At 71.4% G+C, this 13,235-nt stretch carries 11 protein-coding genes; 4 read left to right on the plus strand and 7 right to left on the minus strand.

Translation table 11 applies throughout. From position 1 onward, the window contains the following. Nucleotides 1–32 precede the first annotated feature (32 nt). The 4 genes from ACIRD8_RS09245 to ACIRD8_RS09260 all read right to left on the minus strand — a co-directional run bounded on the left by ACIRD8_RS09245 (nt 33) and on the right by ACIRD8_RS09260 (nt 3,698). Nucleotides 33–827, minus strand: a complete 795-nt coding sequence (locus ACIRD8_RS09245; RefSeq protein ID WP_403988313.1) for a hypothetical protein — start codon at nt 825–827, stop codon at nt 33–35. An 89-nt stretch (nt 828–916) separates the two neighbouring features. Then, entirely contained in the window at nt 917–1,696 is a 780-nt protein-coding gene (locus ACIRD8_RS09250; protein WP_403988315.1) for a uracil-DNA glycosylase, read from the minus strand. A 57-nt stretch (nt 1,697–1,753) separates the two neighbouring features. After that, the gene (locus ACIRD8_RS09255; protein WP_403988317.1) at nt 1,754–2,389 is read right to left on the minus strand and encodes an RloB family protein; all 636 of its coding nucleotides are present in this window, start codon (nt 2,387–2,389) and stop codon (nt 1,754–1,756) included. Further along, nucleotides 2,334–3,698 (minus strand): ATP/GTP-binding protein, encoded by a 1,365-nt coding sequence (locus ACIRD8_RS09260; protein ID WP_403988319.1) that lies wholly within the window; start codon nt 3,696–3,698, stop codon nt 2,334–2,336. The genes ACIRD8_RS09255 and ACIRD8_RS09260 overlap by 56 nt, the downstream gene beginning before the upstream one ends. Before the next feature lie 237 nt (nt 3,699–3,935). Here ACIRD8_RS09260 and ACIRD8_RS09265 point away from each other — a divergent pair, with 237 nt between their 5' ends. Further along, on the plus strand, nt 3,936–5,579 hold the full coding sequence (locus tag ACIRD8_RS09265; protein ID WP_403988321.1) for a DNA repair helicase XPB: 1,644 nt from the start codon (nt 3,936–3,938) through the stop codon (nt 5,577–5,579). 28 nt (nt 5,580–5,607) lie between these two features. Here ACIRD8_RS09265 and ACIRD8_RS09270 read toward each other — a convergent pair whose 3' ends face one another. Together ACIRD8_RS09270 and ACIRD8_RS09275 are read right to left on the minus strand one after the other, a co-directional pair. Beyond that, nucleotides 5,608–5,799, minus strand: a complete 192-nt coding sequence (locus ACIRD8_RS09270) for a hypothetical protein (RefSeq protein ID WP_403988323.1) — start codon at nt 5,797–5,799, stop codon at nt 5,608–5,610. Between the two features lie 127 nt (nt 5,800–5,926). Then, nucleotides 5,927–6,907, minus strand: coding sequence for a zinc-dependent alcohol dehydrogenase family protein (locus tag ACIRD8_RS09275; RefSeq protein WP_403988325.1), 981 nt, complete (start codon nt 6,905–6,907; stop codon nt 5,927–5,929). A 115-nt stretch (nt 6,908–7,022) separates the two neighbouring features. Here ACIRD8_RS09275 and ACIRD8_RS09280 point away from each other — a divergent pair, with 115 nt between their 5' ends. The 3 genes from ACIRD8_RS09280 to ACIRD8_RS09290 all read left to right on the plus strand — a co-directional run bounded on the left by ACIRD8_RS09280 (nt 7,023) and on the right by ACIRD8_RS09290 (nt 10,857). Next, a complete protein-coding gene (locus ACIRD8_RS09280) occupies nt 7,023–7,391 on the plus strand; it encodes a winged helix-turn-helix transcriptional regulator (protein ID WP_403988327.1) in 369 nt (122 codons plus the stop codon). A gap of 253 nt (nt 7,392–7,644) precedes the next feature. Then, entirely contained in the window at nt 7,645–9,705 is a 2,061-nt protein-coding gene (locus tag ACIRD8_RS09285) for a HelD family protein (protein WP_403988329.1), read from the plus strand. A 165-nt stretch (nt 9,706–9,870) separates the two neighbouring features. Continuing rightward, the gene (locus tag ACIRD8_RS09290; RefSeq protein WP_403988331.1) at nt 9,871–10,857 is read left to right on the plus strand and encodes a lytic polysaccharide monooxygenase; all 987 of its coding nucleotides are present in this window, start codon (nt 9,871–9,873) and stop codon (nt 10,855–10,857) included. A gap of 34 nt (nt 10,858–10,891) precedes the next feature. On the opposite strand, the gene ACIRD8_RS09295 is transcribed toward ACIRD8_RS09290, so the two are convergent. Next, nucleotides 10,892–13,132 (minus strand): MMPL family transporter, encoded by a 2,241-nt coding sequence (locus ACIRD8_RS09295; RefSeq protein WP_403988333.1) that lies wholly within the window; start codon nt 13,130–13,132, stop codon nt 10,892–10,894. Between the last annotated feature and the right edge of the window lie 103 nt (nt 13,133–13,235).

Raw genomic sequence — 13,235 nt, forward strand, 5'->3', positions numbered from 1 at the left:
GCCCGGCCCTGACCGCCGTGGCCGGCGGAGCCTCAGGGGGTCTCCATGTCCCGGAAGCGCTCGAAGGTCTCCGTGCCGGTGGCGCCCTTCTTCCACTCGACGGTCAGGGTGTTCCCGGTCTGCTCCAGGTTGCCGACGCGGTCCTTGCCGGCGACCCGGACCCCGTCCTCCTTGCAGAGCAGCGCCATCTCCAGGAAGTCCCCGCTCTCGTCCTTCTGCCACCGGCCCTCGCAGTCCAGGCCGTCGGAGGTGGTGAGGACGGCGTTGACCCGGGCGGGCTCGTCGGTGTGCTCGTCGCCCAGCCCCAGCATCGTGGAGTCGGACGCCCGCCAGACGGCCTGGAGTCCGGTCCCGGTGGGTGAGGGCACGAGCGAGGGCGAGGGGGACTCCTCGGGCGTCTCCTCCGTCACGCTCGGGGAGGGGGAGGCGGAGTCGGAAGCTGTGGCACTCCCCTTCGCGACGGGCGCCTTGGGGTCGTCGTCCCCGCCGGTGCCGAGCGCGAACCACACCCCGCCGCCGATCACGACGAGCGCCACGAGAGCGGCTCCCACGATCAGCGGGGTGCGGTTCTTCTTCCCCGGGGCCGGGGGCAGCGGTGTCCCCGGCCCCTGGGGCGGCGGCGGGGGATACGCGCCGTACGGCGAAGGCGGTGCGGGCTGCTGGGGCGGTGCGGGCTGCTGGGGCTGCTGGGCCGCGTACGGGTTGTCCGGCACGGGCTGCCCCCCGTGCGGATTCCCGTACCCGGTCTGCGGCGGTCCGTACGGCGGCTGCGCGGGCGGCTGGGCACCGGGCTGCTGCTGCGGTGGCCAGGGTGGCGGCTGTGACATGGCGTTCCTCCCCCGCGATCGACGCCCTGCCGACGCGACACCTCTTTCTACCAGCCGTTCCTGACGGCCGGTCGGCCGAGTGGAAGCGGTCAGGGAGCCATGAGCCCGCCGACGGTCGCGGCCTCCCGGAGCACGTCGACGAGCATCGGCATGGTGAGCCGGCCCGTGAACGTGTTGCGCTGACTCGGGTGGTAGCTGCCCAGCAGGTGCAGCTCCTGCCTGCGCTCCGTGGCGGGCAGCACGACGTGCGTGCCGTGGCCGAAGACGGGACGCGGACGCGGCACCCGCCAGCCCGCCTCGACGAGCACCGGCAGCACCGCCTGCCAGCCGAACCCGCCGAGCACCACCACCGCGCGCAGCCCCGGGCTCAGCAATTCCAGCTCGGCGGCCAGCCAGGGCCGGCAGGTGTCGCGCTCGCCCGGCGTGGGCTTGTTCGCCGGGGGCGCGCAGTGCACGGGTGAGGTGAGCCGTACGCCGCGCAGGGTGAGCCCGTCCTCCGCGTGGACGGACTCCGGCTGCGAGGCGAGCCCCACGGTGTGCAGCGCGGCGAAGAGGAAGTCGCCGGTCGCGTCACCGGTGAACATCCGGCCGGTCCTGTTCCCGCCGTGCGCGGCGGGCGCGAGCCCGACGACCGCCACGGCCGCGTCCGGCGGCCCGAAGCCGGGAACGGGCCGCGCCCAGTAGTCCCAGTCCCGGAAGGCCGCGCGCTTGGCCTCGGCGGTCTCCTCCCGCCAGGCGACCAGGCGGGGGCAGGCCCGGCAGTGCGTGACGAGCGCGTCCAGCTCGCCGAGCTCCTCGCACCGTGGCGCCCGCAGGGCGGGAAACCCCTGCTCACCCACCCCGGCCCCGCCCACCTCCGCTCCGTCCATCCCTCCACGCTACGGCTCTCCTCGGCCGCAGGAGCCGCGGCGCACAGGCGCCGGCTCTCACCCGGGCCTCTGCCGTGCCGCCTTGAGCTGCCCCACCAGCTGGTCCACATCGGTCCACGGATTGTTCGTGTGCCCGGGTTCCGTGCCCCGCTGCCTCAGGCGGTGCGCGCGCTCGGCCGCCGCCGGAAAACGCTCCCGAAGACTCTCGTAGTCCACATGCTTACGGCTCGCGGTGTACCCGCCGATCCCCAGCTCCTCGAGCGCCTTCTGCGCGCCTTTCGACGTGCGATAGCCCGAGACATCCATGAAATGCAACAGGATCCACAACTCGAAGCAGGGGTTCGTGAGAGCCACCCCGACGCCCTCCCGTCGCGCCCGCGCCAGCGCCTCGTCGAGACCGTCGTGCGGTGTGGGCGCCTCCACGTCGATCACGCACCAGACCTCGTCGTACTCCGTCCGGCGGTCCTCGGAGGAGTACGGGGCCCTCTTCTTGTGCTCGATCGCGGCGCGGACGACCGACATGGGTTCGCCGTGTTCACCACCCACACAGATGGCCACCGGGAGCGCACGCAACTCGGCTTTCAGACCCTGGAAGTACTGGACTTCGGTGCACTCTCCCTCGCAGTAGATGAGGTACCTACGCTGCTCCTGGCGTACGCCCTTCGCCCGCTTCAGCGGCTTTCCCCGCCTCACTGCCACCCCCATGCCTGAGCGCCGCGACCATGCCCCGCAGCGGTTCGTCCTCCAGATGCGGGACCGCGCCGAAGCGTCCGCCCAGGTAGCGCCTCTCCAGGTTGTCGACGGAATCCCGCACGGAGAACTCCGTCATCGGGAAAAGCCTGGTCGTGAGCGCTCCCGGGTCCTTCTCCGTGAACCACACCTGGTCCCTGAAGAGTTCCGTCCTGACATTCCGTCCCAGCAGAGCCGCCTCGTGTGTCGTGAAGACCAGTTGTGCACCGGCCGTGTTGATCTCGCGGGACTGGAACATCCCGACCAACGCGTCCACCAGGTAGGGGTGCAGGCGCGCATCGATCTCGTCCACGCACAGCACCCCTCCGTCGGCGAGGGCCGTGACGACAGGACCGACGAGTCCGATCCACGTCCGCGTTCCGCTCGATTCCTGCGCCAGGTCGAGGGCGAACGTCCCCTCGGCCGTCCGGTGCTCCACTCTCACCCGCTGCTTGCTGTTGACCTCGATCTTCGCCTTCTCTCCCAGCGCCTCCTGGAGAACGCGTGAGATCCGCTTCTGGTCCTCCAGCACGGCGTCGTCCCACTCCGCGATCTCCAGCCCGGACACTCCGAGGTCGGCGAAACGGAGCAGCGTCATCACCGGCGAAGGCTCGTCCCCCTGCCGACCGGCGAGGCAGAGCTGGACCGTACGGTCGAGCCGCTGCGAGAAGTTGTGGTCCGTGGCCACTCGCAGGCCGGAACTGAACCACTGGAACACTCCGCGGAGCTGGTCATGCCCCTGTGCCGCCGCGACGGACAGATACAAGCTGTTCGGCCTGAGCAGCTCGGCGATCACCTTCCGACGGCCTGTGAGCCAGCGGCCGAACGTGACGACGTCTGCCGCGTCGCGCTCGTAGAGGCGGCGCTGCCTGCCTTCGGGGTAGTAGTAGAGCCACTCCTCGGTCACGCGGGTGTCGTCCACGGAGAATCCGAACTGGTGGCGGACGCCTTCCAGGACGAAGTCCACGGCGAACGAGCTCGGCTGCTCCGTGCCCCGCACACCGAGCGCGAAGGGCCGGCGCGGCACACCCCCGTCGGGGTCCCAGCGACGGAACGACGACAGCACCGCCGTCCGCATCCATGCGATGGCATCGATGACGTTCGACTTGCCCGACGCGTTGGTGCCGTACAGCGCCAGCACAGGCACTGCGCTGAGCTCACCACCGGGCGTCGCCGCCTCGGCCCTCTTGTCGTGACGGTCGGCGGCGACGAGCGAGAGCTCCTGCTCGTCGAGGAGCGAGGCGTGATTCGCCACCTGGAACCGAAGCAGCATGACGGCCCCTCCATGCATCCGCTGATGTCGTTTGGTGGTCTGTATCGTCAAGATCTGACGATACAGACCACCAAACGACACTGCATAGGCTTGTCACCCTTCCGTGGCCGGTGTTCAGACACCAGGCCGGTATCCGCTCGGCACTCGGCTCCCCCGCTCACGCCCCCCATGCGGCACACTTGACGTTTGGCCGTTCGCACCCGGGCGGCCACCCCCCGCAGGAAAGGGCCGACGCGCGTGACCGGACCCCTCATCGTCCAGAGCGACAAGACGCTGCTCCTCGAAGTCGACCACGACCAGGCCGAGGCCTGCCGCCGTGTCATCGCCCCCTTCGCCGAGCTGGAGCGTGCTCCCGAGCACATCCACACCTACCGGGTGACCCCGCTCGGCCTGTGGAACGCCCGCGCCGCGGGACACGACGCCGAGCAGGTCGTCGACGCACTCGTGGAGTACTCGCGCTACCCCGTGCCGCACGCGCTCCTCGTCGACATCGCCGAGACGATGGCGCGGTACGGCCGCCTCACCCTGTCCAAGCACCCCGTCCACGGGCTGGTTCTGACGTCCAACGACCGGCCGGTGCTGGAGGAGATCCTCCGCTCGAAGAAGGTCCAGCCGCTGGTCGGGGCGCGCCTCGACCCGGACACCGTGGCCGTGCACCCCTCCGAGCGCGGCCAGATCAAGCAGACGCTGCTGAAGCTGGGCTGGCCGGCCGAGGACCTCGCCGGTTACGTCGACGGCGAGGCGCACCCGATCGAACTCGACCAGGAGACCTGGTCGCTGCGCCCGTACCAGAAACAGGCCGTCGAGGGGTTCTGGCACGGTGGCTCCGGCGTCGTCGTGCTGCCCTGCGGCGCGGGCAAGACGCTGGTCGGAGCGGGTGCCATGGCCGAGGCCAAGGCGACCACACTGATCCTGGTCACCAACACCGTCTCCGCCCGGCAGTGGAAGCACGAGCTGGTGAAGCGGACCTCGCTGACCGAGGAGGAGATCGGCGAGTACAGCGGTACGCGCAAGGAGATCCGGCCGGTCACCATCGCCACGTACCAGGTGCTGACCACCCGCCGTAAGGGGATCTACCCGCACCTGGAGCTGTTCGACTCCCGGGACTGGGGGCTCGTGATCTACGACGAGGTGCACCTGCTGCCCGCGCCCGTCTTCAAGTTCACCGCCGACCTCCAGGCCCGCCGGCGCCTCGGGCTCACCGCGACGCTGGTGCGTGAGGACGGCCGCGAGTCGGACGTGTTCTCGCTCATCGGGCCCAAGCGGTTCGACGCCCCGTGGAAGGAGATCGAGGCGCAGGGCTACATCGCGCCCGCCGACTGCGTCGAGGTCCGCGTCAACCTCACGGACACGGAGCGCCTGGCCTACGCGACGGCCGAGGCCGAGGAGAAGTACCGGTTCTGCGCGACGACCGCGACGAAGCGGAAGGTCACCGAGGCGCTCGTACGCAAGCACCAGGGCGAGCAGACCCTCGTCATCGGGCAGTACATCGACCAGCTCGACGAGCTCGGTGAGCACCTGGACGCCCCGGTGATCAAGGGCGAGACGAGCAACGCGCAGCGGGAGAAGCTGTTCGAGGCGTTCCGTCAGGGCGAGATCAGCGTGCTGGTCGTGTCGAAGGTCGCGAACTTCTCGATCGACCTGCCGGAGGCGACGGTCGCCATCCAGGTGTCGGGGACGTTCGGCTCGCGACAGGAGGAGGCGCAGCGGCTGGGCCGGGTGCTGCGGCCGAAGGCGGACGGGCACGAGGCGCGGTTCTACTCGGTGGTCGCGCGCGACACGATCGACCAGGACTTCGCGGCGCACCGCCAGCGGTTCCTGGCCGAGCAGGGGTACGCGTACCGGATCGTCGACGCGGACGAGCTGCTGACGGAGAGCTGAGCGGTCCCGGGCGGCCGGCCGGGCGGGTTCAGCGGTGGCGGCGGACGACGCCCGCCTCCTCCGCGTACTCACCGAGGACGGCCACCCCGAACGCGGTGCGTGCGAAGACGGATACGGCGCGCACCGCGTTTCCCATGCGGTGGCTGCGAGGGTGACCGGTGGCCGCGGTCGCGCCGTGCGCGGGGCCGGTCCTGCGGGGGTTCAGGTGAACGGTGCTCATGTATTCCATGGTGCTCCGCCCGCCCGCGCCCCGGCATCGGCCGACCGGCCTAAGTGTGCGCGGCCCCGGGTCGGCCGAAAGGGGGACCCCTCCCCTACGGGACGGACGCCCGCCGCGCCGTCCTCGGTCAGACGGTGACGACGATCTTGCCGACCTGATGGCCCTCCTCCAGGTACGCGTGCGCGGCGACGATGTCGTCGAGGCCGAACACCCGGTCGACGGTGGGCCTTAGCGCCCCGGTGCGCAGACCGGCGTCCAGGAACGCGGCGATGCGGCGGACCACCGTGGGGTCCAGCGTGTGCTCGAAGCTCGCGTAACCGAGGACCGTCAGGGGCCAGTTCATCGGGAACGACGCGGGCCGGGGGTCCAGCCATCCGGCGGTGACGAGGGTGCCGCCGGGCTTCGCCGCCTTCGCCAGGTCCGCCAGGCCGGGGCCCATGACGGTGTCGAGGATGATGTCGGCGCCGGCCCCGCCGGTGTACCGGTGGACGGCCTCGGTCACGTCGTCCTGGTCGGTGGCGACGGCGGCGGCCGCACCGGCGGCGAGCAGGGCGTCCTTCTTCGCGGTGCTGCGGGTGACCGCCAGGGGCACGGCACCGATCTGGCGGGCGACCTGGATCGCGGCCAGGCCCACGGCACTGGAGGCGGCGGTGATCAGGACGTGGTCACCGGGCCGCACCCCGGCCTTCTCGATGAGCGCGCCGTAGGCGGTGGAGTACGCCACCCACAGGGCCGCGGCTCCGGTGGCGTCGAGACCGGTGGGCCGCGGGATGACGGACGCGGCCGGCACGGTGGTGTAGTCGGCGTAGGTGCCGTTGAGGTCCATCGCGGGCACCGCGGTGATGACGACCGCGTCGCCGGCCGCGATCCCCTCGACGCCGGGGCCCACGGCGTCGACGGTGCCGGTTCCCTCGCAGCCCAGGCGGGCGTGCGGCAGCCGGACGGGCCCGGGGTAGTGGCCGGCGCGCATCATCTGGTCGAGCCGGTTGACGCCGGCGGCCTCGATCCTGATCCGCACCTCGCCGGTGCCGGGTTCGTCGACCGGTTCATCGACGAGGTGCAGGACGTCCGGGGCTCCGGTCCTGTCGAACACGACGACTCGTGGCATGGGTGTGACCCGTCCTTCTCTCGGTGGGTGGCTGGGCGCGGTTCCGGGGGCCGGTTCCGCCCGCACACCGACGAAATTACTGAGCGGCCAGGTACCTCCTGGTACCTTCCCTTCCATGAGCCACCCGGCCGGAGACGTCTTCCTCGCCGACTGCCCGGCCCGGCTGGCGATCGAGATCATCGCCGACAAATGGGCCGTCGTCGTGGTCTTCGCGCTCAGCCGCCGGCCGTGCCGGCACGGCGAACTCGTCGGCCTCATCGGCGGCATCTCACGCAAGGTCCTCACCCAGACACTGCGCAAGCTCCAGGGCTACGGCCTCGTCGAGCGCCATGTGTACGCGGATGCGCGGGTCGAGTACAGCCTGACCGAGCTCGGCCGGACGCTCGTGGTGCCCATCACGGCCCTGACGGAGTGGGCGGACCGGCACGGCGAAGCCGTCACCGACTTCCAGGAGTCGCAGCGGGACGGGTCCGACGGCCGGTAACCGCCACGTTTATTCGTTCGCCCCCGGCCGCGGCGGTCGATACAATCGCCGGTCTGCCCGCCTCCCGCACCGTGGTACCGGCCAGCCCTTCGAGCGGCCGGCAGCCGGGGGAGCGCCGCCGACCGGACGGAAACCGGCCGACAACAGCCGCACGCGCCCAGCCACGCGTGCGCATCCGTGTGTGAACGTCCCCGAGCGGACCGGGCGCTGAGCCCTGTCCGCCGTCCTGCGTCGAAAAGCCGGAGGCAACACCGTGCCCGCGCACGAAGAGACAAGCAATCCACTGGAGAGGGAGCGGGCGCACCTCGCCGCGTCCCGTGCCGCGCTGCGCGCCATGCGTGAGGACGTGCAGGCGCTCGACATCCGCGACGTCACCGCGAACTGGGTCAACGCCGCGGTCCTGCAGTCGCAGATCGACGACCGCATCAAGGCGCTCGCCGACCTCGCGCACACCCCGCTGTTCTTCGGCCGCCTCGACTACCTGCACGTGGTCGGCGCCGAGAAGGCGGAGGGCGCGGAGGGAGAGCGGTTCTACATCGGGCGCCGCCACGTCCACGACGCCCACGGCGACCCGATGGTCATCGACTGGCGCGCTCCGGTCTCCCAGCCCTTCTACCAGGCGTCCAGGAACAACCCGCTGGACGTCGACCACCGCCGCCGCTTCGGCTACACCGGCGGCGAGCTGACCGCGTACGAGGACGAGCACCTCACCGACCCGGCGGAGACCGAGCAGACCAGCAGGCTCCTCCAGGCGGAGATCGAGCGGCCCCGTGTGGGCCCGATGCGCGACATCGTGGCGACGATCCAGCCGGAGCAGGACGAGATCGTCCGCAGTGATCTGGGCGGCACGGTCTGCGTCCAGGGAGGGCCCGGGACCGGTAAGACGGCCGTCGGCCTGCACCGGGTCGCCTACCTCCTGTACGCGCACCGCGAGCGTCTGGCCCGTACGGGAACGCTCGTCGTCGGCCCGAACCGGTCGTTCCTCCACTACATCGAGCAGGTCCTGCCCGCGCTCGGTGAGCTGGAGGTACAGCAGGCCACCGTCGAGGACCTGGTGGCGGCCCGCGTCGAGGTGCGCGGTACGGACGAGGCCACCGCCGCGGTGATCAAGGGCGACGCGCGGATGGCGGAGGTCCTGCGGCGGGCGATCCGTTCGCACGTGACGATGCCGGTGGAGCCGGTCGTGGTGGTGCGCGGCTCCCGCCGCTGGCGGGTCCCGGCGTACGAGGTCGAGGAGATGGCCGCCGAGCTCCTGGCCCGCGACATGCGGTACGGGGCCGCGCACGAGGCCCTTCCGCAGCGCATCGCCCACGCCGTTCTCGTACGGATGGAGGAGGCGGGCGAGGCCCCCGACGACCGGGTGCAGAACGCGGTGGCCCGTAACCCCGCGGTGAAGGCGGCCGTGAAGGCGGTCTGGCCCGCGGTGGAGCCGGCGAAGCTCGTGCTGCGGCTGCTGACCGACGCGGAGTTCCTGGCCGCGCACGCGGAGGGGATCCTCAACGGCGACGAGCAGAAGCAGATCCTGATGGCGAAGCCCGCCCGCAGTGTGAAGGCGGCGAGGTGGACGGCGGCGGACGCGGTCCTCGTCGACGAGGCGGCCGACCTGGTGGCCCGGACGCACTCGCTGGGCCATGTCGTCATCGACGAGGCGCAGGACCTGTCGCCGATGCAGTACCGCGCGGTGGGCCGCCGCTGCTCGACCGGTTCGGCGACGGTGCTGGGTGACCTGGCGCAGGGGACGACGCCGTGGTCGACGGCGAGCTGGGAGCAGGCGCTGTTCCATCTGGGCAAGGCGGACGCGCTGGTGGAGGAGCTCACGGCCGGCTTCCGTGTGCCGCGCGAGGTGATCGCGTACGCCTCCCGGCTGCTGCCCTCGATCTCGCCCGGTCTCGCCCCGGTGGAGTCGGTGCGTGAGGCGCCGGGCTCCCTCGCGGTGCGTGAGGTGGCGGAGGCCGGGGAGCTGGACGCGGCGGTGGTCGCGGCGTGCGAGGAGTCGCTGCGCCACGAGGGCTCGATCGGCCTGATCGCCGCCGACGCCCGCATCCCGGCCCTGGCGGCGGCGCTCGGAGCGGCGGGGCACGCGTATCTCTCCCCGGGTGAGGAGACGACGGCCGCGTCCCGGCTGACCCTGGTCCCGGCCTCGCTGGCCAAGGGCCTGGAGTACGACTACGTGGTGCTGGACGAGCCGGCGGCGGTGGTCGACGGCGAGCCTGACGAGCGCACCGGGCTGCGCCGCCTGTACGTGGCCCTGACCCGTGCGGTTTCGGGTCTGATCGTGCTGCACGCGGCGGAGCTTCCGGAGCAGCTGGCCTAGGACGCCGAGATCCCCCGGAAGCTGGCCAAGTTCGGCCCTTCCGGGGGAAGTTGTGGTTGCCGGTGCACGGAGCGTTTACAGACCTCCCGACGCGCGCTACGTTTTTGGGAGCGCTCCCACACCACCTTCGCACTCTCCTTCATCCCCCCAGAGGAGATCAACCTCATGGCTATGCGAACCACCCTCCGGAGCAGGACGACGCCGCGACGCGCACCCCGCGTGCTGAGCCTCCTGGGCGCGGGCCTGCTTGGCCTCACCCTGGCCGGCCTGCCCACCCCCGCGTCCGCCCACGGCGTCGCCATGGAGCCGGGCTCACGCAGCTACCTGTGCTACAAGGACATGATCGCGAGCGGGAACCAGACCCCGTCCAACCCTGCCTGTGCCGCAGCGGTCGCGCAGACCGGCACCACCCCGCTGTACAACTGGTTCGGCGTGCTGGACTCCAACGGCGGTGGCCGGACCAAGGGTTATATCCCGGACGGCGAGCTGTGCAGCGGCGGCCACAACGGCCCGTACAACTTCTCCTCGTACAACGCGGCCCGCAGCGACTGGCCGACGACGCACCTGACCGCCGGCTCCACGATCCAGGTGAAGTACAGCAACTGGGCGGCCCACCCGGGGAAGTTCGACGTCTACCTGACCAAGGACGGCTGGACGCCCGACCAGCCGCTGGCGTGGGACGACCTGACGCTCACCCAGACCGTCAGCAACCCGCCGCAGTCGGGGGGCGCCGGCTCGGACGGGGGCAACTACTACTGGGACCTCCAGCTCCCGCAGGGCAGGACCGGCAAGCACATGCTGTTCATCCACTGGATCCGCTCGGACAGCCAGGAGAACTTCTACTCCTGCTCCGACATCGCCTTCGACGGCGGCAACGGCGAGGTCACCGGCATGAAGGGCGGTCAGCTCTCGGCGGCCGAGCTGGCGGAGAAGGCGGAGAAGGCCGGGGTCAAGGCGGACCCGGTCCACGCGGAGCACGCCGAGCACGCGGCGGCCGGTGAGGCCGGTCTGGTGGCTTCCGCCGAGGAGTCCTCGACCGGTTATCTGCCCGCCGCGACGGCGGTCTCCCTGACGGGCGCCGCCCTGGTGTTCGGCGCGGGTGCGGTGGCACAGAGCCGGCGCCGTCGCCGTGAGGCCGGGCGGAACGGCTGACGGCAGTCCCACGGAGGGGCGCCGGGGCCGGGGTTCATCCCCTGGCTCCGGCGTCCCCCTCCGCGTCGAGGTGCGGAAGGATCCGGTCCAGCCACCGCGGGGTCCACCAGGCGGCACGGCCCAGCAGCGTCATCACGGCGGGCACCAGCAGCAGCCGTACGACGGTGGCGTCGATGAGCACGCTCGCCGCGAGGCCGAGACCGAGCATCTTCACGACGATGTTGTCGCTGATGAGGAAGGCGGCGAAGACGCTGACCATGATCAGCGCGGCGCAGGTGATGACCCGCGCGGTGATCTCCAGCGCGTGCGCGACGCTCGCCCGGGGGTCCTGGGTGCGCAGCCACGCCTCGTGGATCCGGGTCAGCAGGAAGATCTCGTAGTCCATGCTGAGGCCGAAGACGATGGCGAACATCATCATCGGTACGTAGCTCTCGATCGGGACGTCGCCCGACACGCCCAGTGCGGGTCCGCCCCAGCCCCACTGGAAGACCGCCACGACGACCCCGTACGAGGCCGCGATCGACAGCACGTTGAGCACGGCCGCCTTGACGGCGACGAGCACCCCTCGGAACACGGCCAGGATCACGAGGAGGGCGAGGACGACGACGACGGCGATGATCAGGGGCAGTCTGCTGGAGACGATGTCGAGGAAGTCGACCTGCGCGGCGGTCGTCCCGGTGACGTAGCCGTGGGCGTCGGTGCCGGAGACCGCGGCGGGCAGCACGTCGTCCTTCAGGTGGTTCACCAGGCTCGTGGTCCTCCCGTCCTGCGGTGCGGCGACGGAGTAGGCGGTGGCCGTGAGGACGTCCCCGTCCGAGGTGGCGGTGAGCGGGGTGATGTACGAGGCGTCCGGGACCTTCGTCAGGGACTGCTGGGCCTGCGTCAGCAGCGCGGACCGGTCGCTCCCCGGGACCGCGCTCTGGTCGATCACGAGGGTCAGCGGACCGTTCGATCCGGGCCCGAACGCCGAGGACATCAGGTCGTACGCGCGCCGGTCGGTGAAGGACCGCGGGTCGGCGCCGTCCCCGATGTGGCCGAGCTGGATGAAGAAGACCGGAAAGGCGAGGACGGCCAGGACGACCACACCGCCGGCCAGGAACCACCAGGGGCGGCGCTCCACCCGCCGCGCGTACCGGTGCCAGGGGCCGTGCGCCTCCTGCCCCGGCCCGGCGTCCGTCTCGGCGACCGGCTCACGGACGTGGATCCGGTCGATGTGCCGCCCGATCAGGCCCAGCATCGCCGGTACGAGGGTGAGGGCGCCCAGCACGGCGGTGACGACGGTGACGGCCGCCGCCAGTCCCAGCTTGCCGATGAAGCCGATGCCGGAGACCCACAGTCCGCAGAGGGCGATGATCACCGTGCAGCCGGAGAGCAGCACGGCCCGTCCGCTGGTGGCCGTGGCGGCACCGGCGGCGGACACCGGGTCCTTGCCGTCCATGAGGTTCTGGCGGTGCCGGGTGACCAGGAACAGGGCGTAGTCGATGCCGACGCCGAGCCCGATCATCGTGGCCAGGGTCGGCGACACGGTGGCGAAGGTCGTCGCCGCGGCCAGCAGCCCCAGCAGCCCCAGCCCGCAGACGACGCAGATCAGGGCCGTGATCAGCGGCAGCAGGGCGGCCACGAGACTGCCGAAGCCGATCAGCAGCACCAGGACGGCCACCCCGAAGCCGATGGCCTCGCTGGTGCGGTCGTTCGCATCGGGGCGGGCGAGTTCGCCGAGCGGGCCGCCGTACTCGACCTCGGCGCCCGCCGCCCGCAGCGGCTGGACGGCGGAGTCCACCCCGTGGAGGTAGCCGGACCCGAGGGTGGAGGGCTGCACGCTGAAGCGGACGGTGATGTACGCCGTCTTCCCGTCACCGGACAGCGGCCCCACGTCCGGGCCGCCGCTGCTGCTCTGCGCGGTCAGCGGGTTCTGGACGGACAGCACGTCGGGGAGTTTCTGGAGACTGCCGACGACAGTCGACATCTGGCTGCTCAGATCGCTGAGGGACCTGTCCGCGTCGTGCACCACCACCTGGCTGCTGTAGCCGCCCGCCGAGGGTGCGTGTGCCTCCAGGACGTCGAGGCCCTTCTGCGACTGGGTGTCGGACAGGGAGAAGTCGTCCGAGTAGTCGCCGCCGTACGCGTGCTGCACGGCCTGGAGCGCGACGAGCGCGGCCAGCCACAGGACGATGACGATCACGAAGTGGCGGGCGCACCACTCACCGGTCGCGCGCAGCGCCCCGCCCCGGGCCGGCCTCGCGCCGGAGTCATGGGTGGACCGCTGCAGTGGCATGGGGACTCCGGGGCTGGGCCGGACACCTGGGACACTCAGCATTCAAGGCCGGTCCCACCGTCATGGCACGCCGGAGTGGGGGAACGGGTGACACCCGCCGGTG

It is taken from the genome of Streptomyces sp. NPDC102451 (genome assembly GCF_044765485.1).
Taxonomy (GTDB): Bacteria; Actinomycetota; Actinomycetes; order Streptomycetales; family Streptomycetaceae; genus Streptomyces.